The sequence below is a fragment of the Streptomyces sp. NRRL WC-3618 genome, assembly GCF_001280005.1.
Lineage (GTDB): Bacteria > Actinomycetota > Actinomycetes > Streptomycetales > Streptomycetaceae > Streptomyces.
The window spans coordinates 1-25,203 of record NZ_LGDW01000486.1; the positions used below are offsets into that span (position 1 = coordinate 1).

24 protein-coding genes and 2 tRNA genes are annotated in these 25,203 nt (G+C 69.5%); 13 read left to right on the plus strand and 13 right to left on the minus strand.

What is annotated here, in order from left to right; genetic code table 11:
- Positions 1-86: 86 nt before the first annotated feature.
- A complete protein-coding gene (locus ADL01_RS38460; protein WP_053746725.1) occupies positions 87-830 on the minus strand; it encodes an aspartate/glutamate racemase family protein in 744 nt (247 codons plus the stop codon).
- Positions 827-1,645, minus strand: coding sequence for an aspartate/glutamate racemase family protein (locus ADL01_RS38465; RefSeq protein ID WP_053746726.1), 819 nt, complete (start codon positions 1,643-1,645; stop codon positions 827-829). The genes ADL01_RS38460 and ADL01_RS38465 overlap by 4 nt, the downstream gene beginning before the upstream one ends.
- Positions 1,646-1,821: 176 nt before the next feature.
- Here ADL01_RS38465 and ADL01_RS38470 point away from each other — a divergent pair, with 176 nt between their 5' ends.
- On the plus strand, positions 1,822-2,775 hold the full coding sequence (locus ADL01_RS38470) for a D-2-hydroxyacid dehydrogenase (RefSeq protein ID WP_053746727.1): 954 nt from the start codon (positions 1,822-1,824) through the stop codon (positions 2,773-2,775).
- Positions 2,776-2,797: 22 nt separating this feature from the next.
- The gene (locus ADL01_RS38475) at positions 2,798-4,285 is read left to right on the plus strand and encodes an amidase (protein WP_053746728.1); all 1,488 of its coding nucleotides are present in this window, start codon (positions 2,798-2,800) and stop codon (positions 4,283-4,285) included.
- Here ADL01_RS38475 and ADL01_RS38480 read toward each other — a convergent pair.
- Entirely contained in the window at positions 4,266-4,781 is a 516-nt protein-coding gene (locus ADL01_RS38480; protein ID WP_199835092.1) for a DUF3830 family protein, read from the minus strand. The two genes, ADL01_RS38475 and ADL01_RS38480, sit on opposite strands and share 20 nt — an antisense overlap.
- Before the next feature lie 56 nt (positions 4,782-4,837).
- Between ADL01_RS38480 and ehuB the strand changes: the two genes are divergently transcribed.
- The 8 genes from ehuB (at position 4,838) to ADL01_RS38520 (ending at position 10,216) form a co-directional block, all read left to right on the plus strand.
- Positions 4,838-5,770: an ectoine/hydroxyectoine ABC transporter substrate-binding protein EhuB gene (gene ehuB / locus ADL01_RS38485; protein ID WP_199835094.1), complete on the plus strand. Its 933-nt coding sequence runs from the start codon at positions 4,838-4,840 to the stop codon at positions 5,768-5,770.
- Positions 5,767-6,411 carry an ectoine/hydroxyectoine ABC transporter permease subunit EhuC gene (gene ehuC, locus ADL01_RS38490; protein WP_053746731.1) on the plus strand — a complete coding sequence of 215 codons (645 nt, stop codon included), beginning with the start codon at positions 5,767-5,769 and terminating at the stop codon, positions 6,409-6,411. Before ehuB ends, ehuC begins: the two co-directional genes overlap by 4 nt.
- Entirely contained in the window at positions 6,408-7,058 is a 651-nt protein-coding gene (gene ehuD, locus ADL01_RS38495) for an ectoine/hydroxyectoine ABC transporter permease subunit EhuD (RefSeq protein WP_053746732.1), read from the plus strand. The genes ehuC and ehuD overlap by 4 nt, the downstream gene beginning before the upstream one ends.
- Positions 7,048-7,836, plus strand: a complete 789-nt coding sequence (ehuA, locus tag ADL01_RS38500; RefSeq protein WP_053746733.1) for an ectoine/hydroxyectoine ABC transporter ATP-binding protein EhuA — start codon at positions 7,048-7,050, stop codon at positions 7,834-7,836. Before ehuD ends, ehuA begins: the two co-directional genes overlap by 11 nt.
- 202 nt (positions 7,837-8,038) lie before the next feature.
- The gene (locus tag ADL01_RS38505) at positions 8,039-8,797 is read left to right on the plus strand and encodes an IclR family transcriptional regulator (RefSeq protein WP_053746734.1); all 759 of its coding nucleotides are present in this window, start codon (positions 8,039-8,041) and stop codon (positions 8,795-8,797) included.
- A 97-nt stretch (positions 8,798-8,894) separates the two neighbouring features.
- Positions 8,895-8,968: transfer RNA gene (locus tag ADL01_RS38510), tRNA-Lys, on the plus strand.
- A gap of 114 nt (positions 8,969-9,082) precedes the next feature.
- Positions 9,083-9,748, plus strand: a complete 666-nt coding sequence (locus tag ADL01_RS38515) for a Crp/Fnr family transcriptional regulator (protein WP_078961022.1) — start codon at positions 9,083-9,085, stop codon at positions 9,746-9,748.
- 144 nt (positions 9,749-9,892) lie between these two features.
- A complete protein-coding gene (locus ADL01_RS38520) occupies positions 9,893-10,216 on the plus strand; it encodes a hypothetical protein (protein WP_053746736.1) in 324 nt (107 codons plus the stop codon).
- 300 nt (positions 10,217-10,516) lie between these two features.
- On the opposite strand, the gene ADL01_RS45095 is transcribed toward ADL01_RS38520, so the two are convergent.
- From ADL01_RS45095 to ADL01_RS38545, 6 genes are all read right to left on the minus strand, one after another.
- A complete protein-coding gene (locus ADL01_RS45095; RefSeq protein ID WP_159049747.1) occupies positions 10,517-10,657 on the minus strand; it encodes a hypothetical protein in 141 nt (46 codons plus the stop codon).
- Between the two features lie 24 nt (positions 10,658-10,681).
- Complete coding sequence (locus ADL01_RS38525) at positions 10,682-12,331, minus strand: AMP-binding protein (protein WP_053746737.1); 1,650 nt, start codon at positions 12,329-12,331, stop codon at positions 10,682-10,684.
- Between the two features lie 40 nt (positions 12,332-12,371).
- Complete coding sequence (locus ADL01_RS38530; RefSeq protein ID WP_053746738.1) at positions 12,372-12,920, minus strand: DUF3592 domain-containing protein; 549 nt, start codon at positions 12,918-12,920, stop codon at positions 12,372-12,374.
- Between the two features lie 113 nt (positions 12,921-13,033).
- Positions 13,034-13,678, minus strand: coding sequence for a lytic polysaccharide monooxygenase auxiliary activity family 9 protein (locus tag ADL01_RS38535; RefSeq protein WP_053746739.1), 645 nt, complete (start codon positions 13,676-13,678; stop codon positions 13,034-13,036).
- A 98-nt stretch (positions 13,679-13,776) separates the two neighbouring features.
- Positions 13,777-14,904 (minus strand): SPFH domain-containing protein, encoded by a 1,128-nt coding sequence (locus ADL01_RS38540; RefSeq protein WP_053746740.1) that lies wholly within the window; start codon positions 14,902-14,904, stop codon positions 13,777-13,779.
- 85 nt (positions 14,905-14,989) lie between these two features.
- Positions 14,990-16,546: a peptidoglycan-binding protein gene (locus tag ADL01_RS38545; protein WP_053746741.1), complete on the minus strand. Its 1,557-nt coding sequence runs from the start codon at positions 16,544-16,546 to the stop codon at positions 14,990-14,992.
- 181 nt (positions 16,547-16,727) lie between these two features.
- Between ADL01_RS38545 and ADL01_RS38550 the strand changes: the two genes are divergently transcribed.
- The 3 genes from ADL01_RS38550 to ADL01_RS38560 all read left to right on the plus strand — a co-directional run bounded on the left by ADL01_RS38550 (position 16,728) and on the right by ADL01_RS38560 (position 21,272).
- Positions 16,728-16,801, plus strand: a tRNA-Lys gene (locus ADL01_RS38550).
- A 491-nt stretch (positions 16,802-17,292) separates the two neighbouring features.
- Entirely contained in the window at positions 17,293-19,338 is a 2,046-nt protein-coding gene (locus tag ADL01_RS38555) for a glycosyltransferase family 2 protein (RefSeq protein WP_053746742.1), read from the plus strand.
- Positions 19,335-21,272, plus strand: a complete 1,938-nt coding sequence (locus ADL01_RS38560; protein WP_053746743.1) for a kelch motif-containing protein — start codon at positions 19,335-19,337, stop codon at positions 21,270-21,272. The genes ADL01_RS38555 and ADL01_RS38560 overlap by 4 nt, the downstream gene beginning before the upstream one ends.
- Positions 21,273-21,406: 134 nt before the next feature.
- Here the strand turns inward: ADL01_RS38560 and ADL01_RS38565 are convergent, their stop codons facing one another.
- From ADL01_RS38565 to ADL01_RS38580, 4 genes are all read right to left on the minus strand, one after another.
- Positions 21,407-22,435, minus strand: a complete 1,029-nt coding sequence (locus ADL01_RS38565) for a glycoside hydrolase family 6 protein (protein ID WP_053746744.1) — start codon at positions 22,433-22,435, stop codon at positions 21,407-21,409.
- Positions 22,436-22,921: 486 nt separating this feature from the next.
- A complete protein-coding gene (locus tag ADL01_RS38570) occupies positions 22,922-23,593 on the minus strand; it encodes a class F sortase (protein WP_053746745.1) in 672 nt (223 codons plus the stop codon).
- 6 nt (positions 23,594-23,599) lie between these two features.
- Positions 23,600-24,247 carry a hypothetical protein gene (locus ADL01_RS38575; protein ID WP_053746746.1) on the minus strand — a complete coding sequence of 216 codons (648 nt, stop codon included), beginning with the start codon at positions 24,245-24,247 and terminating at the stop codon, positions 23,600-23,602.
- 129 nt (positions 24,248-24,376) lie between these two features.
- Positions 24,377-25,156 (minus strand): HAD-IIA family hydrolase, encoded by a 780-nt coding sequence (locus ADL01_RS38580; protein WP_053746747.1) that lies wholly within the window; start codon positions 25,154-25,156, stop codon positions 24,377-24,379.
- Positions 25,157-25,203 lie beyond the last annotated feature (47 nt).

A 25,203-nucleotide genomic window follows, 5' to 3' on the forward strand; every position in this document is an offset into this window, starting at 1 on the left:
CCGGACGGGCTGAGATGGCGGGGCCTGGGCCTGATAGATACGGCGCACGGGTAGGTGGGTGGGAAATAGGTGCCGTGTCTCGGGGCTCACGGGTGGGGGCGGCGTTCCCGTGTGAACAGGGTGCCCAGGGAGGGGGCGTTCACCTTTCGGGTGGTCAGCCTCAGGGCCTCCCAGACTGAGACCTGGTTCGCCGTGAGGACGGGTTTCTTGAGGTGGCCTTCCAGCGTCGTGATGTACGACGCCGTGTGCAGCGCCGTGTCCGGCAGGAGCAGCGCCTCCGCATCCTCCGCCGCCCCGTCGGCCAGCGCCTCCTGGGCCAGGGACGTCAGCTCCGCCTCGCTCCACTCCCCCACTTCCGCCGCCGTGACGACACCGGCACCGTGGACCGACGTCACCTCGATGCCCGCCGCCCTCAGGAAGCCGGCGAACAGTTCCGCGACGTCCGCCGGGTACGTCGCCCCGATCGCCACCCTCCGCACCCCGAGCTCCCGCACCGCGTGCACGAAGGCGAACGACGTCGAAGACGCCGGCATGCCCGCGGCCAGGGCAAGGCCGCGCACCTGGTCATGGGCGCCCTCCCACCCGTACACGAAGCTGCCGCTGGTGCAGGCCCACACCACCGCCTCCGCGCCGGACAGGCGCAGCGCCTCGACGCCCGCCTTGAGGCGGTCCGGGGAGCCCATTTCCAGGAGGGCGTCCACCCGGTGCGCGTCCTCACCGATGTCCGTATGGACCAGATCCAGCCGGATGTCGCTGCCGAGAAGAAGCTCGATGCGCTGGTAGTCGTCCTCGGCGGAGTGGCCCGGGTAGAGGAATCCGAGTGCCGTCATGTCCAACCTTCCCGCTGTTGTTCGCGTTCTTGTTCCTGTTCCTGCCGGTCCTTCGGCAAGGTCCCGGGCCAGGCGCGCGCCGACTCGTCCAGCAGCGCCTGGTACGGCCCCACCGCCCGGGTACCCAGTCGACGCAGCGCTGCCCACATCGTGACCTGGTTGGCCGAGATCACCGGGATGCGCAGTTCCGCCTCCAACTGTGCGATGACGTCGTACGTGGGGAGGTTCGTGCAGCTGATGAACAGGGCCTCCGGCTTGTTTGCCGCGGCCGCCTGCCTCGCCATGTCCGCCACCGCCCGGTACGGGACCTTCCAGATGTGCCGGGTCAGGCCCATGAACGCGCGGCCGGTGACCGTGACGCCCGCCTCGGCCACGTACTCCTCCAGGGCCCGCGTCACCGACACCGTGTAGGGCGTGACGAGGGCCACCCGGCGTACGGACAGTTCCGTGAGTGCTTCCAGCAGCGCCCCCGAGGTCGTCACCGAGGGGACCTCGCCCGCCCGGGTCATCGCCTCGCACATCGCCCGCTCACCGGCGACGCCGCCGACGAAACTGCCCGAGGTGCAGGCGTAGGCGATGATCTCCGGGGCGATGACGTTGAGGGTGCGTACCGCGTCGCCGAGGGTCTCGTGTTCGCTGACGATGCGGGCCAGGTCGAGGCTGACCTCCACGGGGACGTAGGGGGTGCGGGTGAGGTGGAGGGACACCTCGTCCGGGACCCAGCGCCACAGCTCGCGGTCGAGAGCGAAGTCGAAGGGGGCGACCACGCCGACACCGCGCTGCGGGCGCGGTCCACCGAGAAACGACACATCCATGACAGCACCGGCCTCACAGTGAGGAACGACGGGGCAACGGACCGTACACGCGCCCGTGTTGACGAAGGTAGGTTCGGGTGCGAGCGTGGTCAATCCGTGCATGTCAGACACCCGGAGACCAGGCCAACCCAGCACGCCGTCGCACCAACACGCCCCCTGACCGGAAACGGCTCCCGATGCCCGCGCTTCCCACGCTCCTCGTCCTGGACGCCGATCCCCCGCCCCGCCTCGGCCGGCTCACGGGACGGGTCCAGGTCGTGCACGCCGACGAGTCCACCCTCGCCGCGCGGCTCCCGTACGCCGATGTCCTGCTCGTCTGGGACTTCGCCTCGCACGCCGTGCGGGCCGCCTGGCCGGGCGAGGGGGCGCCGCGTCCGCGCTGGGTGCACACCGCGAGCGCCGGTGTGGACCATCTGATGTGTCCCGAACTCGCCGCGTCCGACACGGTGGTGACCAACGCGCGGGGCGTCTTCGACCAGGCCATCGCCGAGTACGTCGCCGCTCTCGTCCTCGCGATGGCCAAGGACCTGCCGAGGACCCTGCGCCTCCAGGAGCGGCACGAGTGGCGTCACCGGGAGTCGCAGCGGGTCGCGAAGACGAGGGCCTGTGTCGTCGGGTCCGGGCCCATCGGGCGGGCGATCGCCAAGTATCTGAAGGCACTTGGGGTGACGACGGCGATCGTCGGGCGTACCCCGCGTACCGGTATCCACGGGCCCGACGACCTCAACCGGCTGATGGCGCGCGCCGACTGGGTGATCGCCGCCGCGCCGCTCACCACCGCCACGCACCGCATGTTCGACACCCGCCGCTTCGGCGTGATGCAGCCGTCGGCGCGTTTCATCAACGTGGGCCGGGGACAGCTCGTCGACGAGCGCGCGCTTGCTGAGGCGCTGTCGAAGCGGTGGATCGCGGGCGCCGCCCTCGACGTGTTCGAGCACGAGCCGCTCACGCCGGACAGCCCCCTGTGGGACGCGCCCGGGCTGATCGTCTCTCCGCACATGAGCGGTGACACGGTGGGCTGGCGCGATGAACTCGGGGAGCAGTTCGTGGAGTTGTACGAGCGATGGGAGGCGGGGAAGACACTGACGAACGTCGTCGACAAGCAGCGCGGGTACGTACCGGGGCACTGACCACCGACCGGAGGAGCGAACGATGACCGAGCCGGCCCAACCGGCCCAACCAGCCGAACCGGCTGGACTGGCCGACCTCAGCGCGGTCCAGCTCCTCGAGGGCTATCGCAAGGGTGGGTTCAGCCCCGTCGAGGCCACTCTCGCCGCGCTGGAACGTGCCGAGCGGCTCCAGCCCGTCGTCAACGCGTTCGTGCGGATCGACGCCGACGCTGCGCTCGCGCAGGCCCGGGAGTCCGCCGACCGGTGGCGGCGCGGTGTGCCCGCCGGGCTCGTGGACGGCGTACCGACAACCGTCAAGGACATCATCCTGCTGCGCGGTACGCCCACCCTTCGCGGTTCCAGGACGGTTGACGGGAGCGGCAGTTGGCGCGAGGACGCGCCCTCCACCGCCCGTCTTCGCGAGCACGGCGCCGTCTTCCTCGGCAAGACGACCACCCCCGAGTACGGCTGGAAGGGCGTCACCGATTCGCCGCTGTCCGGCGTCACCCGCAATCCGTACGACGCCTCGCGCACCGCCGGTGGGTCGAGTGGCGGGAGTGCCGCCGCCGTGGCGCTCGGTGCCGGGCCGTTGTCCCTCGGGACGGACGGCGGGGGCAGTGTGCGTATCCCGGCGGCGTTCTGCGGGATCTTCGCGCTGAAACCGACGTACGGCCGGATCCCCCTCTATCCGGCCAGCGCCTTCGGGACGCTCTCGCACGTCGGCCCGATGACCCGGACCGTGGCGGACGCGGCGCTGCTGATGGACGTCGTCGGCCGTCCCGACTCCCGCGACTGGTCGGCGCTCGCGCCGCCCGCCCCCGGCTGGTTCACGGAGGCCCTGTCCGGCGGGGTCCGGGGGCTACGGGTGGCCTACTCGCCGTCCTTCGGCGGTCAGGTCGCGGTGCGTCCCGCTGTCGCCCGCGTGGTTCGGCGGGCGGTGGAGCGGCTCGCGGAACTCGGCGCGTACGTCGTCGAGGCCGACCCCGACTTCACCGACCCGGTGGCCGCCTTCCACACCCTGTGGTTCAGCGGCGCGGCCCGGGTGACCCAGCGACTCGGGGACAGGGAGGCCGAGTTGCTCGATCCCGGGCTGCGGGAGATCCGGGCGGCCGGGGCGCGGATCAGCGCGCTCGACTATCTGGCGGCGGTCGACGTCCGGATGGAACTCGGGCGCCGGATGGGCCTCTTCCACGAGTCGTACGACCTGCTGGTGACGCCCACTCTGCCGATCACCGCGTTCGAGGCGGGAGTTGAGGTGCCCGCCGGTTCGGGGCTGCGGCGGTGGACGGGGTGGACTCCGTTCACGTATCCGTTCAACATGACGCAGCAGCCCGCCGCGACCGTCCCCGTGGGGGTCGACGGGGACGGGCTGCCGGTGGGGTTGCAGCTCGTCGCGGCCCGGCACCGGGACGACCTGGTGCTACGGGCCGCGCACGCGCTGGAGGAGGCCCTCGGGCCTGCCGGAATCCCGCCCGTCGGAATCCCAGCCGTCGGCATCAGGCCGGGCGGAATCAGGCCCGGCGGAAGCTGAGCGTCTCCCCCGCCGCGCCGGACCGCCACAGGTCGTTGCACGCCTCGGCCATCTCCGGCAGGCCCTCGACCACCTCGCCCCACACCGTGCCCGGCACCCAGCCCACGTCGCCGTTCAGCAGCAGGTTGTTGCGTTCGTAGAACAGGGCCAGGTCGACCAGTGTCGTGCCGGGCCCGACCTCACGGTCGTAGCCGTACGCCTTCGTTCCCAGCTCCGCTCCGGCGAACGCGAAATAGCAGAGATCTCCGGGGATCGGAGTGACTGTCGGATTCTCCAGCGGCGGTTGCGATTCCCCGAACGGGGAGAAGAGCGCGTATATCTCGTTGCGCGCGTACTTGGCGTGGTAGACGTCCCCGGACAGCGGCAGGGCGTTCCACACTGTCGCGCAGGTGATCGGGGCGCGGTCGGTCAGGAGTTTTGCCGTGCAGTGGATTTTGCGGGCGGCCAGTGACACTTCGATGTAACGGTCATCACCCTTGCGTTCCATGCCTCTCATGCGTTCCCCGCATTCCCTAAGGCATAACTCGTGTGGTCTCGGGTAGCCGCGCGGCCATGGCTCCATCAAACGCACCACCACGCACGTCACCACTCGCACCACAAGGTCTCGGACGCCGGTCGCTGTTCGCGGGGGTGGCGGCGCTCGGCGTGCTCGGTACGATCGGTTCCCTCGGCACCGGGTGCAGCCGGGTGTCCGCCGACTCCGGTGTCCCGGGCGGTGACCTCCTCGACCGACTCCGGGCGCAGGGCGTCGTACGGCTCGGTATCGCCGGTGAGATTCCCCAGGGATTCATCGACAAGAACGGCGAGCTGACCGGCGAGGCGCCCGAGTTGGCGCGGGTCATCTTCAAGCGGCTGGGCGTGGACCGGGTCCAGCCCGTGCCCACCGAGTTCGGCTCGCTCATTCCGGGGCTGAATTCACAGCAGTTCGATGTCGTGGCCGCCGGGATGTATGTCAATCCGGAACGCTGCGAACAGGTGATCTTCGCCGATCCCGACTACCAGATGCTCGATTCCTTCATCGTCCGCAAGGGAAATCCCAAGGATCTTCACAATTACCGGGATATTGTCGAGAAGAAAGCCAGACTCGCGACCGGAACCGGATATGCCGAGATCCAGTACGCCGTCGAGGCCGGATACAAGGAGAGCGACCTTCTCATCGTGCCCGACCAGGTGGCCGGACTGAATGCCGTGGAGGCCGGGCGCGTCGACGCTTTCGCCGGTACGGCGGTCACCACCCGTCTGGTGGTGAAGAAGTCCCGCACAACCGAGGCCACGAAGGCCTTCGCCCCGCTCGTCGACGGCAAGCCCCATGTCGACGGGGGCGCCTTCGCGTTCCGGCTGACCGAGACGCGGCTCCGGGACGCCTTCAACGTCGAGTTGCACAAGATGAAGAAGAGCGGCGAGGTGTTCCGCATCCTGCGGCCGTTCGGCTTCACACGGGCCGAGATGACCGATCTGACCGCGAAGGAGCTGTGCGGCGGATGACCTCCGGACTCTGGGAAATAGTGCTCAGAGGAGTCTGGGTCACGGTCCAACTCCTCTTCCTCAGCGCCCTGTTGGGCGCCCTCGTCGCCTTCGTCGTCGGGATCGCGCGGACCCACCGACGGCGGTCGGTGCGCTTCCTCGCGGGCTGCTACACCGAGGTGTTCCGGGGGACCTCGGCGCTCGTGATGATCTTCTGGGTGTACTTCGTGCTGCCGCCCGCCTTCGGCTGGCAGCTGGTGCCGATGTGGGCGGGCACGCTCGCGCTCGGGCTGACCTACGGGGCGTACGGCACGGAGATCGTGCGGGGCGCGCTGAACGCCGTCGAGCCGGCGCAGTGGGAGGGCGGGATCGCGCTCGGGTTCACGCCCTGGCAGCGGATGCGGCTGATCCTGCTGCCGCAGGCGGTGCCGGAGATGATCCCCTCCTTCGGGAACCTGCTGATCGAGCTGCTCAAGGGCACCGCGCTGGTCTCCGTCATGGGCATGGGCGATCTGGCCTTCAGCGGCAACCTGGTGCGGCTCGCACTGCAGGAGAGCGCGGAGATCTACTCGTACATCCTGCTGATCTACTTCGCGATCGCCTTCCTCCTCGCCCGGCTCATGCGCGGGCTGGAGAAGCGGCTGAAGGGCGGTGTCGCGTGAAGTGGGACTGGGGCGCCGTACGCGATTTCATGCCGCAGTTCTGGGACGGACTGCTCGTCACCCTCCAGGCGCTGGCCCTCGGGTCGCTGATCTCGTTCACGCTGGGGCTGGTCTGGGCGCTGCTGATGCGGACGCCGACGCGCTGGGTGCGCTGGCCGGTGGGGGCGGTCACGGAGTTCGTGCGGGACACCCCGCTGCTCGTGCAGTTGTTCTTCCTCTTCTACGTCCTGCCCGAGTGGGGCATCGCCGCCTCCGCGCTGACCACCGGTGTCGTCGCGATCGGGCTGCACTACTCGACGTACACGATGCAGGTCTACCGCGCCGGCATCGAAGCCGTGCCGCCCGGCCAGTGGGAGGCGGCCACCGCGCTCAGCATGCCGCTGCGGCGCACCTGGACGGCGGTGATCCTGCCGCAGGCGGTGCGCCGGGTCGTACCGGCGCTCGGCAACTACGTGATCGCGATGCTCAAGGACACACCGCTGCTGATGACGGTGACCGTGCTGGAGATGCTCGGCCAGGCGCGGCTCTTCGCCCAGGAGCACTTCCAGTTCACCGAGCCGCTGACCGTGATCGGCGTCGCCTTCATCCTCATCTCCTTTCCCGCCTCCCTCCTCGTACGAGCTCTGGAGCGACGCCTTGCCAGTTGACACCGACAAAACCCCAGACCACAGCCCTGTTTCGGACACGCCTGCGGAACTGGTCCGGCTGGACCAGGTCACCAAACGGTTCGGTGAGCAGACCGTGCTCGACCGGCTGAGCCTCTCCGTCGAGGCGGGGCGGCATGTCACGCTCATCGGTCCGTCCGGGTCGGGCAAGACGACGATCCTGCGGATGCTGATGACCCTGACCAAGCCCGACGAGGGCACGATCACCGTCGACGGGCAGGCGCTGTTCCCGGCGCCCGAGAAACAGGTCCGCGAGGTGCGGAAGAAGATCGGGATGGTGTTCCAGCACTTCAACCTCTTCCCGAACATGAGCGTGCTGCGCAACATCACCGAGGCGCCTGTGACCGTCCTCGGCCTGCCGAAGGAGGAGGCGGAGGCGCGCGGGCGCGAGCTGCTGGAGCTGGTGGGCCTCGCGGACAAGTGCGACGAGCGGCCGTCCCGGCTGTCGGGCGGGCAGCAGCAGCGGGTGGCGATCGCGCGGGCGCTGGCCATGCGCCCGCAGGTGCTGCTGCTCGACGAGGTGACCTCGGCGCTCGACCCCGAGCTGGTCGCGGGCGTCCTGGACGTGCTGCGGGACATCGCCCGCAGCACGGACATCACGATGCTCTGCGTGACCCACGAGATGGGCTTCGCCCGGGACATATCCGACCAAGTGCTGATGTTCGATTCTGGCCATGTGATCGAGTCGGGTCCACCGGAGCAGATCTTCGGCGATCCGGAACAGGACAGAACGCGCGAATTCCTCAGCGCGATGCTCTGACCATGCGGGAACGTGCGGGAGGGGGCGCAACAGGGATCTTTTCGATGCCACTGGCATATGCCAGATGACCAGTGGCCCTGCTGAGAGGCCGCGACCCCGGCGACAATCTCGTCAACGCCCCCTCCGCACAGCCCCCTTGGCGGCTATCGTGGAGGGGATTGGCTGTCCGGATCACGGCTAAAAGCAAGCCAGGGGGAACACCGTGGCTCTCAAGCACGAGCCGACCGCACCGCACCACTCGCCCCAGGACGCCCTGCGCGTCCTGGAGACGGTGGCGCGGCACTCCGCCGGTGTCACCGACGCCGAAATCGCCCGCCAGACCCACCTCGGCACGGACCGGCTCACCCCTCTCCTGCGCATGCTGCGCCGCGAGGGGTACGTCGAACAGGCCGCCGACGGCTCATACGTCACCGGCACCGCCCTCAGCCGCCTCGGCTCCACGCACGGCCACGACCAGGCCCTGCGCACCCAGCTCCAGCACACCCTCGACCGGCTGCGCGACTCGGTGGGCGCGGCCGTCTACATGAGCCGGTACGTCGACGGCGAGATCCACATCACCCAGTGCGCGGACAGCGCGGCGACCCCCGCGGTCAACGAGTGGGTCGACTTCCGCTCAGCCGCGCACGCCAGCGCGATCGGCAAGAGCCTGCTGGGCCAGCTCGACCACAACAGCCGACGCGACCATCTCGCCCGCCACAAACTGGCCCGCCTCACCTCGCGCACGATCACCAACGAGCGGCTCCTGCTCTCCCGCCTGGAGACCCAGCCGCCCACGGTGCCGGTCCTGGACCTCCAGGAGTACGCGGTGGGCACGGTCTGCGCGGCGGTCCCGATCACGGCCGGCTCGACGGTCGGCTGCCTCGCCCTCTCCCTCCCCGTCCGCCACGCCCACCGCCTGCGCCAGGCAGCGGACCGACTGAACCGGGGCGCGGCACCGGTGCTGCTGTCGCTGGCCATCTAGCCCGTGGCCGAGGAAGGGAGACCTGGTCCGGAGCACCCTCCCGGACCAGGTAGTATTTTCTCTGTCGCCAGCCGCGAGAGCGGAAGGCGAGAGTCATGCGCCGCTAGCTCAGTTGGTTAGAGCAGCTGACTCTTAATCAGCGGGTCCGGGGTTCGAGTCCCTGGCGGCGCACAATGTATGACTAAGGGCATCCTTCTTATGGGAAGGGTGCCCTTAGTCGTTTCGGGGTAACCTCGGCATTGGGTATTTCAAAACATTCCTCTGCGTAGAACTACACTCGGCGACATGACGAGTGACGTGATCGCGGCGATGACGCCAGAGCAGCGACAGGAACTGGAAGCCCTGGGCGTCAGGGTTCAGTTTCCCGCGAGGCATGTGATCTTCATGGAGGGGCAACCCTCCCGTTCCGTCCTGATCCTCCAGGAAGGGAACGTTGCGGTGATGCAGGAGGCCGAAGACGGCTCCGAAGTGCTGCTGGCTGTCCGCGGCCCTGGCGAGTTGATGGGGGACGAGGGTGCTTTGACGGGTGAGCCGCGATCGGCCACCGTCAAAGCGGTCAGCAGCGTTGTCGGTCTGGACGTCAAGGCTGAAGATCTCGTCCAGCTCGTCGACAAGTACCATCTCTGGCCCCAGATGTACCGAAGCGCCATCCTGCGCCGACGCGAGTCGGACGACGAGCGGGCTTCGCTCACCCGTCTCGACGTCACACACCGTTTCGCACGCATGCTGCTCGGCCTGGTCATGGAGGCCGGCAAGGAAGTCAACGGGCGCTGGGAGATCGATGTGGCGCTGTCCCAGCAGGATCTGGCAAGCCGAGTCGGGGCCTCCCGGGAAGCAGTGGCCCTCGTCCTGCGGAATCTCCGCAAGCAGGGTCTGGTCGCTACGGGGCGCCAGGAGATCACCGTGCTTGACCTCGACGGATTGCGCATACTTGCATCCACGAGTCAGTAGACATCCATAGATCTCTGCGTACAATTACACAGAAGGAACGCCTCCCGTAGCCGCCGACTGCTGTGTGCTCACTCCCACCATGCCCTCATTGCTGGGCATCTCGGAGCTGGCAGAGGCGCACGGCACACACTTGGAGGTCGCGGGATGCCGGATGAGCTTGGACCGTTTCAGGGAGTCTGGGACGCCTGGGTCGAAGCGCAGGACGAGATCAGCCGTAAGCCGATCTCCCACTTCGAGCAAGCGGTCCAGATCCAGTTCGACGAGCTCAAGGAACACCTGGACGCGGGCGACCGCGAGGCAGCCGCGCGCGAGATGGTGGACGTGGTCAGCATCGCCCTGAACGCACTGCGCAAGCTCGGGTTCTCGCCGAAGGAAATCGCGGAGATCGCCCGCGGCCGTGCTGAGAACCGGATGGCCGGTCAAGCACACAAGATCCTGGACAAGTATCAGACGGTCCATCAGATCTGAAGCAGCAAAGCCTAGTTGCCAACACGGGGGTTGATCGAGGCTGCTACGCGCCCGATCCGGCCCAGGACAGGGAAGGTACGGATCGGTGGACGGTGCGGCGATCCTTTTAGTTCTCGCCATCACAGGCGTGCTCTCGGTGTTGCTCTTCGCCCTGAAGGGTCTGCTGGACCAGGTCCCCGACGTCATCGATTCCGCCGGACGAGCGCGCGACGCGTGGCGGCGATTTCGAGGTCCCGAAGATCCGGTGTCAACAGGCGAGGAGCCGCCTTCGGCTTCGTAGGCCAGTGGGCCGCCTTGGGATCAGGCGGGCGGGCCGTCGAAGGAGGACCACTCGGACCAGGCGTCGTCGGGGTCGGTGCTCACCTTCCAGGAGGACACTGAACCGGTGTCGGTGCCGACCACGATCTGCGGACGGCCGTCCGTGAGGGTGGCCACACCCACGCTGCGTGCCGATCCCGGCAGGCCCTATCTGCTCAGCAGTTCCTCGCGCCCCCGCTCCCGGTACCGTTCCAGCAGGGCCGCCACGTCGGCGGCGGTCAGCCCGCGGTACGTGTTCTCGCCCGGCGGGCGCCACCACACCGGGTCCGGGCAGCGGAAGCCCTCGTGCCTGAGGGACGACCGGTGGATCTTGTTGGTCGCGGTGACCGGCATGCGGTGCACGACGCGTACGAAGCGGGGCGCCATCTTCGTCCCCAGGTCGGGCTGCGCGGCCAGGAAGGCGGAGAAGGCCGCCGGGTCGAAGGTGCCGGCCAGCGTCGCCATCACCTGGTCACCGGCCACCGGGTCCGGCACCGCGTACACGGCGACGGCCACCGCGCCCTCGTACCGGGCGAGGATGTTCTCGATCGTCGCGGCGGCCAGGTTCTCGCTGTCGACGCGCAGCCGGTCGTCGGCGCGGCCCGCGAAGTACAGGAAGCCGTCCGGGTCACGGTAGAAGAGGTCGCCCGTCCAGTACCAGCCGTCTCTGCGGCGGGCCGACTCCGCCTCCGGGTTGCGCCAGTAGCCCTCGAAGGGGTTGGCGCCCCGGTTCACCAACTCCCCTATCGCAGCGGTGCCGTTGAGTAGGCGGCCCGAGGCGTCCAGCACGGCCGGCGGGCACTCGGCACCGGTCGCCGGGTCGACCACCGCGAGGTCGTCGCCCGGCGCGGCCCGGCCGATCGCGCCGGCCGGGGTGCCCGGCGTCCACCGCACCGCCGCGCCGCCCTCCGAGGAGCCGTACCCCTCCACCAGCCTTACCCCGAACCGCAGTTGGAACGCCGCCGCGTCCACCGCCCCCGCCTCCGTGCCGAAGCCCAGCCGCAGGGGGCTGTCCCGGTCGTCGGGCCGGGCGGGCGTCGCCAGCAGGTACTGGACGGCCCGGCCCACGTACGTGAAATAGGTCGCCCCGTAACGGCGTACGTCCGTCAGGAAGTTGGAGGCCGAGAAGCGGCGGCGCAGCGCCACCCCCGCTCCCGCCGCCAGCGCCGGGGACCAGTCCGCGATCACCGCGTTGCCGTGGAACATCGGCATGCAGACGTAGTGCACGTCGTCCGGGCGCACCCCGAAGTTCCCGGCCAGCGTCAGCCCGGCGGCGGCCAGCCTGCCCTGGGAGCAGATCGCGGCCTTGGGGGCGCCGGTCGAGCCCGAGGTGAAGTAGAGGAGGAGGCGGTCGGCGGGCGTGGCGCGGGAGGGGTCCGGGGTCGCGTCCGCGTAGGGGGACAGGAGGGTTTCGTACTCCTCCGTGTCGGTCAACAGCAGGCGTACGCCGGGGAGTTCGAGGTCGGTGAGGAGCGGGAGGTGGGCGCGCTCGGTGATCAGGAGAGGGCACTCGGTGTGCAGGATGTCGCGGGCCAGTTCCGGGCCCCGGCGGGTCGGGTTGATGCCGGCGACGGCGGCACCGGCGAGCGCCGCCGCGCTCAACCACAGGGGGTATTCAGGGGTGTTGTCGAGCAGGACGCCCACGTGCGGCTCGGCGCCCGGCGGCAGCAGGTCCGCCAGGAGCGCGGCCCTCGCCGCCGCGCCCGCGGCCACCTCGTGATGCGTGAGCGTCCGGTCCTCGCACCACAGCCCCGGCCGGTGGTCGCCCCACCGCGCCGCCACGAGTTCCGCGACCGTCTGTCTCGTCCCCGACTCCATGGCGGCGCACCATAGTTGACGTACCGTCAGATGTGGAGGGTCACGGTGATTCCGTGGTCACTTCCCAGCCCTCGGGAAACCCGTCAACCGTGCCGGAGTCGGTGTCGCTGTAGCCGCTGTCCCCGCCGAAGAACATGTCGTCGATCGGCTCGAAGACCTGGCTGTACGTCACCATGAACCCGACGCAGAACACCACGAACATCCCGAGGAATCCGAGGATGCCGGCCAGGGCCAGTCCGTTCCGGAGCGGGCTCGGCCGGTGGGCCGTGGCGTTGATCCGCGGGCCCTCGCTGTAGAAGACGGTGACGTAGTCGCCCTCGAGAATCGTGCCCGAGCCGTTCGGCTCCTCGAAGCGGACGGTGCGGCCGTCGCGCGCGACGAACTCGTACACGTGGTGCAGCGTCGTGCTCACGGAGGAGTCGCCGGAGCCGCCGCTCGTGGTCGTGTACGTCCGGAGGCAGCGCGCCTCCGCGGTCAGCCCGCTGTTCCAGGCGCGTCGTATCCGCAGCGCCCGGCGGATCACGAACACCGCCACCCCGACGACCACCACGATCATGAGCGTCGGCACCCCGTAGAACATGAAGTCCATGGCCGTTCCCCCGGTATCTCATTCGGTACGGCTCCCCGTACGCCGCCTCACCTGGTCCTGGGGGCGTACGGGGAACCTACCCGTGGGGGAACGCGCGTTTACTCAAGGGAAGCTCAGAATCTGGCGTCCGAGCAGGCGTAGAACGCGTTGGCCGTGTCCGCGATCGTCCACACGGCGACGATCACATGCCGGCCGCTGAGCCCGGACGGCAGGGTGCCCGTGTGGGAGAGCGTGGCCGGCGGGCGCCGGCCGTTGTAGGGGACCGTGAGGAACGGGGTGACGTTGAGGTCCGAACGGGCGAGGGCGTGGTTCTGGTTCCAGCCCGTCTTGGTGACGTAGTACGTGAAGTCGGTCGTGGCGTGTACGGCAGTGAACTGCCAGCGAAAGGTGTATCGCTGACCGCCCGTCAGAGCTGTCGCCGGCCAGGCGCCGCCGGACGGGGTCCTCGGCTGGTCGAGCGCGCCGAAGTTGGTGTGGTTCGCCGAGCAGATCCGGCCGTCGGCGGGTCCGGCGGCCGGGAAGCCCTTGGGGCCCTCGACGCTCTGCGGCTCCCACTGGATGTCGCCGCAGCCCGTCACGGTGCCGTTCTGGCAGAGCTTCTGCCTGCTGATGGGGAGGTCGGTGTAGCCGTGGCCGCTGGCCGCGCCGGTGGTGAGGACGAAGGCACCGGCGGTGGCCAGGCCGACCACGGAGACGGCGTACAGCTTGGTCTTTCCGGGGTTCTTAGGGCTCTCAGGGCTCTTGGTCTTTCCGCGCATGCTGGCGCTCCTGCTGAACGTGGGGGAGGTTCAAGTGAGCCGTGCAGGTCTAGACCAAGTCCCAGATTATTACCGCCCCTTGGGCATGTCCAGACCAGTCACGGGCCCGGCTCGCTCCGTCCCGCGCAGAACGCGACCGTCAGGTCCTTCACCAGCGCCTTGCGTTCGTAGTCGTCCAGTTCGACCAGGCCGCGCATGGTCAGCCGGGTCACCGTGTCCTCCACCGAGTCGACGACCGAGGTGAGCGCGGCGGCCCGGTGCTGGGCGTCCAGGGTGGCGATGCGGCGGCGGGTCATCGCGGCGGCGACCTCGGGGGCGTACTCGACCCGGACCGGCAGGACCGAGAACACCTCCAGACCGACCGGCGCCGTGTCCGCCGCGACCGCCCGGGTCAGCGCGTCCCCCGCCGTCTCCATCGCCCGCCGCCCCGCGCCCGGCATCTCCACCGGCACCCGGACGAGCGCCGCCTCGACACACTCGCGCAGGTACGTCTCGTGGTCCTCGACACCGAGCGTGGCCCGCGCGGTGTCCCGCACCCGCCACACCACGAGGGTGACGACGCGCAGCGCGACCCCGCTCGCGTCGGCCGCCGGCATCGGCTCGCCGCGCCAGTGCCGCAGCCGTACGTCGATTCGGGCCCGCAGCAGCAGCGGGTTGACCCAGAGCAGGCCGGTGCGCCGGACCGTCCCCCGGTAGCGGCCGAACAGGCCGAGCACCCAGGCCCGCCCGGTCCGGCCGCGCGCCAGCCCGCCGAACCCGAACAGCCCGAGCGCGCCCGCCCCGGCGTACGCCGCCCACTGGGCGGGGCCGAGACCGGCGCCCGCGTATGTCGTCGGCAGGCGCAGCGCCGCCACCGCGAGGGGCGGCAGCGCGCCCGCCCACCAGGTGGTGAGCACGCCCGCGGCCACCCCGGTGGCACCGGCGAGCACGCCCGCCGCTCCGGGCAGCACCCGCGCCGGGCGCTCCACCAGATCGGGGTCGACGGTCGGGACCGCCGGGCGCGGGGTGGGCGGTGCGGGCCTGCGGATACGCGGCTGCTCGCCCGTACCCTGCCTGCGTCCCACGACCGCCGGGCGCAGCGGTACCGGGGTCGGGTCGGGTTCGTCGCGGAACAGGAGGTGGACGGGGATCTCGGTGGTCGCCTCGTTCTGAATGAGCCGGGCGGGCCACGGGCCGCTGTCCGTGGGGCCCTCGGGTTCCGGTGTCTGTTCGGTCGTCGTACTCATTGGTGCCTCCAGCCTCCGCGCCAGATGCGTCACAACAGGGGTTACCGGCCGACCCGCATGCGCGGGGCGGGCGTTGGGGCAGGCGTTACGAGGAGAAGAGGCGGCGCCAGGTCTCCGGGCCCGGGTAGCCGTCGGCCGCGCCGCCCCGCCAGCCCTGGGCTCGCTGGAACGCCTGCACCGCGCGCCGGTCCGCCTCGTCCCAGCGCGGGTCGGGCCGCTCCGGGTAGTAACGGCCGAACCCCTTCGTCACCAGCTGTTCTCCGAGCTGGGTGACGTACGGGTTGCTGGCGCCCGGCCGGAACAGGCCCCGCCCGGGGAACGTGGGGACCACTGTCCCGGCGGAGGGCGGGCCGGCCGCGCCGGGGGCTGGGGAACCGGGGAGTGTGGACGGGGGCGATCCCGTAGGTGTTTCCGGGTCGGTTCCGGGGGCCGTCACCGGGTCGGTTCCGGGGGCCGTCACCGGGTCGGTTCCAGGGGCCGTCACCGGGTCGGTTCCGGGGGGCGTCTGTGGCGTCGCCCCTGCCGGGTCGCCCTCGATGTCCCGGCCCGTTCCGCTCACCAGCAGCGCCCAGGTGCGCGGCCCCGGCAGTCCGTCCGCCGACGCGCCCGTCCAGCCCTGGGCCCGCTGGAACGCCCGCGTCGCCCTGCGGTCCGCGTCCGACCAGCGGGGGCCAGGACCCTCGGTGTAGTAGCGGGCGGCGCCGCGCTCCACGAGCATCCGGCCGAGCAGGGTGACGTATCTGTTGTTGGCGCCCGGACCGAAGTACATCCGGCCGGGAAAGGGGACCGCCCCGTCCGGGGAGGCGCCGGGGGCCGCGCCCGTCGTACCGTCCGGGCCCTCCGTACCGCCGGGGCCGTCCGTGCCCCCGTTGCCGTCCGGATCGTCGGGTTCCGAGGTGCCGCCCGTGTTCGCGGCGAGTCCCTTGTAGCGGTAGGCCTGATAGTGGTCCGAGTGGCTCCAGTAAGCGAACGGGGTGGCCTGCCTGCGAGCGTGCGGGCGGGTCTCCTCGTAGGCGATGTAATAGGTGTGCGTGTAGTCCGTCCAGCCGCCGAAAATGACGACGTGCGAGCCCTTCTCCGCGTTCGACGGATTGTGGAAAAGAAGAATGTCGCCGGGTTGCAGATCCTCCTTGGGAATCCGTACGCCGTACTTGTCGAGGCTGCCCGTCCATTCGTTCCCGGCGAGGTTCCAGGCCATGGAGACGAAGCCCGAACAGTCCTGCCGGTAACCGTCTCCCCAGTACCCGCTCATGCTGTACGGCACCCGTGCCGCGACCCAGGTCCTGGCCCGGTTGACGATCTCCGCCCGGGTGGTCGCCCGGAGCTTGGCCGCCGCCGGTTTCCCGGCCGGACCGTGCAGCGGCGTCTTGCCGCCCTGCGGGGTGTCGGGCTCGTCACCTGCGGGTACGCCCGGACGGTGGGGCGCCTGCGGGGCGGCCGCGGCCGGCAGGGCGTGTCCGGCGGCGAGGACGGTGGAGGCCGCGGCGGCGACGACGAGGGTGCGCCGGACCGCCGTACGGGCGGGACCCGGACCACTTCCCGACACCGGTCCGGAATAGGGTGCGGCCCTTCGCCCGTGAACGCATCCGGGGCATTCGCAGTCACTCGCGGGATCGAATTCCTCGAATACCGGAGTCGCCATACGATTCCCCTCACTCTCCGGGCGATGACTCACGCGCTTCTCCACGACCGCAGTTTCTCAACTGTCACCCGCTGTCGCATGTTGACGGTCCGAATGATGTACAGCTCGGCGTGCGGCCGGCGCGACACTCCGGTGGTCCGGACCACGCGCCGGTGTCGGGTAGAGTTGTCGACGTCACCACGCGCCGCTAGCTCAGTTGGTTAGAGCAGCTGACTCTTAATCAGCGGGTCCGGGGTTCGAGTCCCTGGCGGCGCACAGACACACAGCAGGCCCTCCGTTCACGCGGGGGGCCTGTTCGCGTCTGTACACCCTGCGCGAAGACCGCCAAGGTTTCTTCGGACATCCAGGGAGACAATTCGTAAGCACTGCGGCACCATCCGCACACAAGTGGTCGCAGTCACACCAATCGGGCTCAACAGCCGTCACAATGGGCGCGTATGACCGGTAAACACCGTGTTTCGCGTCTTGCGATCATGCTGAACGGCGTAGAACCCTGGGCTGCAAGATGCGGCGAATACGCGGCACTTGGGGGTGGGACCGGTTGCGCTGACACGGGGATGGGGCCTCGTTCATGAACCGATGCCGAGGGGGGCATCATGCAACCGGAAGGGCACTCTCCCATGTCTATAGAGTGTGGATGACGTGGGGGCTGCGGTCCTTTAGATGCGTTTGCGCAGGCCAAGGGGGGCCTCGCGGACGTAAGGAACCGAGAAACACGCGGTGACATGCGTGTGGGGGGATGACTCATGACGTCGACGCCGACGGGCGCCCGGCATAACTTCGACGCATCACAAACGGCCCAGTTCAGGGTGCCGTCAAACCGGACCGGCGGTTTCCGCCGGATAAAGAAGAGCCTGCCGAAGTACGACTACGAGCACTACAGCCGGCTGGCCGGACCCCTCACCCAGCCCGACCCGACCAAGCCGTACACGGTCAAGTACCGGTCTCTGCTCTCGCAGGAGCCGCACCGCGTCCGAGCCGCGCTGATGCTGGGCGCCGCTCCGCTGCTCTCCGTCGTCCTGCTCGTCTGGCTGCTCCAGCCCTCGCACTGGACGCACCGCGACTACCCGACCTACGACTTCCTGCCGGCGCTCGACATCGTGATGCTCGTCGCGATCGGTCTGATCGAGCTCTTCCGCTGCCTGAACGTGCTGTCGAACGCGCACGCCACCCTGGTCGCCCGCGACCCGATCCCGGTGGTGCCCGAGACCGGCACGAGAGTCGCCTTCCTCACCTCCTTCGTGCCCGGCAAGGAGCCGCTGGAGATGGTGACGAAGACGCTCGAAGCCGCGGTGCGGATCCGGCACCGCGGCCTCATGCATGTCTGGCTGCTGGACGAGGGCGACGACCCCGCGGTGAAGGCGGTCTGCGAGCGCCTGGGCGTGCACCACTTCTCCCGCAAGGGCGTCGCGAAGTGGAACCAGCCCACGGGCCCGCACCGCGCCAAGACCAAGCACGGCAACTACAACGCCTGGCTCGACGCGCACGGCGACAACTACGACTTCTTCGCCTCCGTCGACACCGACCACGTACCGCTGCCCAACTACCTGGAGCGGATGCTCGGCTTCTTCCGGGACCCGAACATCGGCTTCGTCATCGGCCCGCAGGTCTACGGGAACTACGACAACTTCGTCACCAAGGCCGCCGAGTCGCAGCAGTTCCTCTTCCACGCCCTGATCCAGCGGGCCGGCAACCGCTACGGCTCGCCGATGTTCGTGGGGACCAGCAACGCCGTACGCATCAGCGCGCTGAAGCAGATCGGCGGGCTGTACGACTCGATCACCGAGGACATGGCGACCGGCTTCGAGATCCACCGCCACAAGAATCCGGCGACGGGCAGGAAGTGGCGCTCGGTCTACACGCCGGACGTCCTCGCGGTCGGTGAGGGGCCCAGCGCCTGGACGGACTTCTTCACGCAGCAGATGCGCTGGTCGCGGGGGACGTACGAGACGATCCTCAAGCAGTACTGGAAGGGCTGGTACTCGCTGCCGCCGAGCAAGCTCTTCAACTACACGATGATGATCATCTTCTATCCGATGTCCGCCCTCAACTGGATCCTTGCGGCGCTGAGCTGCATGCTCTTCCTGGGCCTGGGCGCCTCGGGTGTGAACATCGACCCCACCGTGTGGCTGATGCTCTACGGCAACGCCTCGGCGCTGCAGATCGGCCTGTACATCTGGAACCGCCGGCACAACGTCTCCCCGCACGAGCCGGAGGGCTCGGGCGGTGTGGCGGGCATGGTGATGTCGGCGCTGTCGGCGCCGCTCTACGCGAAGGCCCTGATCGACGCCGCGCTGCGGCGCAAGAGCAAGTTCGTGGTCACGCCCAAGGGCGACTCGGCGAGCCCGGACCGCTGGTTCGGGACGTTCCGGTACCACTGGTACTTCATCCTGATCTTCGGCGGCTCGATCGTGGCGGGCTTCGTCCTGGGGCACTCGCACCCCGCGATGATCATCTGGGCGACGTTCGCCACGGCGATCACCGCTACGCCGATCGTCGTCTGGCGCCTGATGCTGCGCCAGGAGAAGAAGAAGCTCGCCGCAGGCCCGGCCAACGAGCCGCAGGACGCCGTGCCCGCGCCGTACCCGACGGTGCCGGCCCAGCCGACGTCACACACGCCACACGCCCCGCACGCATCGCACGCCCCTCACGCCCCCCGCTCCACCCATGCGCCGCAGCACAAGCCCCAGTGGGCCGCATCGGGCGGGACGGGCGAGGGCAGCGTAGGGAGCGGGGGCAGCGACCAGACCATGCAGATTGCCCTTGGTGGACTTGGGGGACGTAAGGAATGACAGACCATGCAGGCCGCCGCCGCGCCCGTCGTCTCGCGATAGGCACGGCGGTGGTCCTCGCGTTGGCGGGGATGAACGGGCCGTGGGTGTATCGGTTCAGTACCGAGAAGTACCACGAGTACAAGATCAACAGACCGGAGTACAAGGCCGACAACGGTAAGTGGGAGGTGGTGAACTTCCCGGAGAAGTACCGGCAGAACACCATCCACGCGGCCCTGTTGCACACCGGCAAGGTGCTGCTCGTCGCGGGCTCCGGCAACAACGCGGACAACTTCGACGCGAAGAAGTTCGACACGCGTATCTGGGACCCGGTGCTGGGCACGATCAAGAAGATCCCGACGCCCGCCGACCTGTTCTGCACCGGCCACACGCAGCTCTCCAACGGCAACCTGCTGATCGCGGGCGGCACGAAGCGGTACGAGAAGCTGAAGGGTGACGTCACCAAGGCGGGCGGCCTGATGGTCGTCCACAACGAGAACCCGGACAAGCCGATCACCCTGCCCGCGGGCACGAAGTTCACCGGCAAGGAGAACGGCAAGACGTTCGTGTCGAAGGACCCGGTCGTCGTGGAGCGCGCGACGAAGGTCTTCGACAAGGCGACGGGCACGTTCCTGCGCAACGACCCGGGTCTCGGCCGGATCTACGTCGAGGCGCAGAAGAAGGGCGCCAAGTACGAGACCGGTACGCAGGACAACTATCGCGTGCAGGGCCTGTCGGGCGCCGACGCCCGCAACACGTACGGCATCGCCGAGAAGATCGCCCTGGACAAGAAGGACTTCCAGGGCATCCGGGACGCCTACGAGTTCGACCCGGTCGCCGAGAAGTACATCAAGGTCGACCCGATGAACGAGGCCCGCTGGTACCCGACGCTCACCACCATGTCGGACGGCAGGATCCTGAGCCTCTCCGGCCTGGACGAGATCGGCCAGCTGGTGCCGGGCAAGAACGAGCTGTACGACCCGAAGACCAAGAAGTGGACGTACACGACGCATACGCGCCAGTTCCCGACGTACCCGGCGATCTCCCTGATGCAGAACGGCGACATGTTCTACTCGGGCGCGAACGCGGGGTACGGACCCGACAACGTCGGCCGTGACCCGGGCATCTGGAACGTGGCGACGGACAAGTTCACCAAGCTGAAGGGGCTGAGCGACCCCAAGCTGCTGGAGACCGCCGGCACGGTACTGCTGCCGCCGGCTCAGGACGAGAAGTACATGGTGATCGGCGGGGGCGGGGTCGGCGAGTCGAAGCTCTCCAGCAGGAAGACCCGCGTGATCGATCTCCTGGCGGCCAACCCGAGGTTCACGGACGGCCCGTCGCTGGAGAAGGGCACCCGCTACCCGCAGTACTCGATCCTCCCCGACGACACGGTGATGATCTCGGGCGGCGCGGAGGACTACCGGGGCCGCGGCGCCTCCAACATCCTCCAGGCACGCATGTACGACGCGAAGACCGGCAAGCTGAGGAGGGTCGCCGACCCGCTGGTGGGCCGGAACTACCACTCGGGCTCGATCCTGCTGCCCGACGGCCGGATCATGTTCTTCGGCTCGGACTCCCTGTACGCGGACAAGGCCGACACCAAGCCCGGCAAGTTCGAACAGCGCATCGAGATCTACACGCCGCCGTACCTGTACCGCGACGCGCGGCCCTCGCTGTCGGGGGGTCCGCAGACGATCGCCCGGGGTGCGTCGGGCACCTTCAAGTCCCAGCACACGTCCACGATCAAGACGGCGCGCCTGATCCGCCCGAGCGCCTCGACGCACGTCACGGACGTCGACCAGCGCTCCATCGCCCTGGACCTGAAGAAGACGAAGGACACCCTCACGGTGACGGTCCCGAAGAACCGGAACCTGGTGGAGTCGGGCTGGTACATGCTGTTCGTGACGGACGATCAGGGGACACCCAGCAAGGCACAGTGGGTCAAGGTGCCTTGATGAGCTGAAACGGCAGAGCGGGGCGCCCTCCTGAGGAGGGCGCCCCGCTCTGCCGTTTCAGGGGCGCGGGGAACTGCGCGACAAGCCACGACCGACCCGCAGCCGACACAGCACAGAACCCGCCACCCCCTTGGTCACCCACTGCTCTTCGCGAGCTGCAACGCATAAGACGCCCACCACTCCCCCGCCTTGGGCCCCCCCTTGCACTCCCCGTCGGACTCCCCGGGTCGCTTGACCCAGAGGTAGGCGTCGACGAGCGGGTCCGCCGTCTTCACGGTCGGCGGCTCCCCGAGCGCCCTCCCGGGAGGGTTGCACCAGTTCTCGTCCGGCTTGCCGCGCGTGTAGGGGCCGTTGCCGTTGCGGGACGTGTCCACCACGAAGTGCTTGCCGCCCACCTTCGACGACAACTGCTTGCCGTACGCGATGGAATCGGCCGTCGAGTAGAAGTTGGACACGTTGACGGAGAACCCGTCCGCCTTCTCGATGTTCGCCCGCCGGAGCGGCTCGAAGATCTGGTCGGGGTGTCCCCACCCCGCGTTCCCCGCGTCCAGGTACACCTTCGTGTTCTTCAGCGCCGACAGCGTGTCGACCGCGCCGCGCAGCAGGTCGTACCGCTCCTCGTGGAACGCGGCCTGGGTGCAGCCGTCCACGACGTGGAGGATGGCGTCCGGTTCCAGGATCACCGTGGCCGCGCGGTCACCGATGCCTCTGGCGACGGCGTCGATCCAGGCGCGGTAGCTGTCGCCGTCGGCGGCGCCTCCGCTGGAGTACTGGCCGCAGTCGCGGTGCGGGATGTTGTAGAGGACGAGGAGGGCTGCGCGGTCCGCCTTCTGCGCGGCCTCCGTGAAGCCGCGGGCCTCCGCCTCGGGGTTCTCCGGGCTGATCCACTCGCCGGTCGGCTGTTCGGCGATCTTCCGGATCTGCTCGGCGTCCGTCGTCTTGTCGCTCTTGACGTACGCGGCGACCTGTTCCGCCGCGTTGCCGTCGGGGTTGACCCAGAACGGGTTGGTCCCCTTGGGCTGTTGGGTGATTCTGGCGTCCGCCCCCTTGGCCGGGTCGTCGCCGTCCCCCTTGCCGGAGGAGGAACAACCGGTGAGCAGCAGTGCCGCCCCCAGCACCGCCGCGGACGCCCTCCCCCAGGGCGCCCCCTTACTGCCGAACATCGAACTCCCCCTCGGGTGCACTGTCCTGGCCCCCCTGGATGCAGTGGCGTAAGCCTCAATCCTGACATAGGTGGACGGGTGGCCACGAGGTCGCCCGCGCCTTGTCGGTCAGCTGTTACAGCGTGTTCGGGCAGGGTGCCGGCGCTGCTCAGGGGCTGCGCGGCGGGGCCTGAGCAGCGTCGGGGGAACAGGTCGTAGAACTATCTACTACCTGCGTGGATAACTCAGAGCCACTGGACGAGGACTTGGCGTCAATGCCCTCTAGGCCTGGACGCACATCCGTTCTACAGTCGTCCCAGACGGCCCCAGGCCTGGGCCAATAGTTCACCGTCCGCGTTTTTCGGGGGCGGGCCCAGAACCTCCCGCGCCGGTCGCCGGGTTACTCCCGCAACCCGAGCGCGCGCGGTCGAGGACCAGCCCGGTCGACGGCTCTTGGGGGGGAAAAGCGGGTCGTCGGCCGGGCAGGGTGGAGAGCGCGGGCCGGGTTCAGGCGGCCGTGCCCGTCAGGTACGCCGACACGATCACGTTCGCCGTGTAGGTGCGGGTGGCCCGGTCGAACGTACCGCCGCAGGTGATGAGCCGGAGTTCCGCGCGGCCCGACTGCCGTGTTCCGTACGCCTGTTGGGCGTCGAAGCGCTCTCGCGGCAGGACCCGGACGTCGTCGACGGTGAACTCGGCGACCTTGCCGTCGGCGCGGGTGACGCGGATCGTCGCGCCCGGCCGCAAGGTGCTGACCTTGTAGAAGACGGCGGGGCGGGTCTCGGTGTCGACGTGTCCGACCAGGAGAGCGGTACCGGCGGCGCCGGGCCGGGTGCCGGATCCGTACCAGCCCACGACGCCCGCCTGGTCGAAGGGCGGCGGATCGACCGCGCCGCGCCGGTCGAGGCCGCGGACCACCACCGGGGCCTGCACACCCAGTTCGGGTATGTCCACGCGCTGCGGCAGGGCGCCCTTCAACGGCTCGTGCGCGGGCGGGAGTTCGGGATCCGGGGGACGGCCCACGGCGGCGATGTCACCGGTGGTCGGCGCGGATATGCCGTGGCGTACGTCGGTCACCTCGCGGCCCCACAGCCACAGCCCGAGGAGCAGCAGCGCCCAGGCCACGCCCATGGTCAGGCGCCCGGTGCCGGCGGGGCGTTCGCGGTCGTCGTCGGGCATGACGGCTCAGTCCCTCCCCCGGCCCCGGCGGACACCCCGGAACCCGCGCACCGCCACGACGACCGCCGCCACACCCGCGAGAACCAGCCCGACCACGGTCTGCCGGGTGCCGGGACCGGCGCCCCGCGCGTCATGGGCGAAGCGCTCGGCGGCGGCCAGTTCCTCCGCCGCGCCGCCACCACCGGCGGGCACGGGAGCGACGGGCGAGGCGGCGGCGCGCGTGGGTGGTGGGCCTGAGGGATCGCCGGGGGGACGGGCGGGGGGCGGCTTTCCGGCCCCTTGGTCCGCGCGGTCCGCGTGGTCCCCGCCCTTCGCGACCACGGCGATCACGCCCTTGACCTTGCCGTGGTGCCCGTCGCAGCCGACCGTGACGTCGTACGTGCCCGGCGCGAGCGTGGAGCGGACGCGGGACCCGCCGACGAGCGCCCCGTCCTGCCCCTGCGCGGCGAGCAGCACATCGGCGACGAACGCCTCGGACTTCGCGGTACCCGTCTTCCCCGTACAGCCGCGGACGACCAGCCGTACGTCGGTGCCGGGCACCGGGGATCCCGGGATCACCGTGACGCCCCCGCCGGCCGCGTACGCCACGGGCACGGCGGTGAGTGCGGCGGCGACCACGGCACCTGCACAGAGAGTGAGTCGAATGGAACCCATCGTGAACCTCCAGACATCTGGAGACTCCTCCTCCCGGCGCCGGTCCGCATCTCCGGAGCGGGGGCGGCTGCTCCGTACGGGTTGCGGAGGGTTTGGCGGCGGGGGAGGAGGATCCGTGATCGGGCGGGTTCAGACGCGGTCGACGAGGTCCGCGATGGAGTTGACGATCTTGGACGGGCGGTACGGGAAGTTCTCGACCTGGTCGGGTCCGGTCAGGCCGGTGAGCACCAGGAAGGTCTGCATACCGGCCTCGATGCCCGCCAGTACGTCGGTGTCCATGCGGTCGCCGATCATCGCGCTGGTCTCGGAGTGCGCGCCGATCGCGTTCAGCCCGGTCCGCATCATCAGGGGGTTGGGCTTGCCCGCGAAGTACGGCTTGCGGCCGGTCGCCTTGGTGATCAGCGCGGCGACAGCACCGGTCGCGGGCAGCGGGCCCTCGGTGGAGGGCCCGGTCTCGTCCGGGTTGGTGGCGATGAAACGGGCGCCGCCCTCGATCAGACGTACGGCCTTGGTCATGGCCTCGAAGGAGTAGGTGCGGGTCTCGCCGAGGACGACGTAGTCGGGCTCGTGGTCGGTGAGGATGTACCCGATGTCGTGCAGGGCGGTGGTCAGGCCGGCCTCGCCGATGACGTAGGCCGTGCCGCCGGGGCGCTGGTCGTCGAGGAACTTGGCGGTGGCGAGCGCCGACGTCCAGATGTTGTCGACGGGTACCTCCAGGCCCATGCGGCGCAGCCGCGCGTGCAGGTCGCGCGGGGTGTAGATCGAGTTGTTGGTGAGCACCAGGAACGGTTTGCCCGACTCGCGCAGCTTCTTGATGAAGTCCTCGGCGCCGGGGATCGGCACGCCCTCGTGAATGAGCACACCGTCCATGTCGGTGAGCCACGAGTCGATGGGCTTGCGGTCTGCCATGTCCGTCTCCTGCTCCTGCATCGCGTTCTGCGTTGCCGTACACGCGT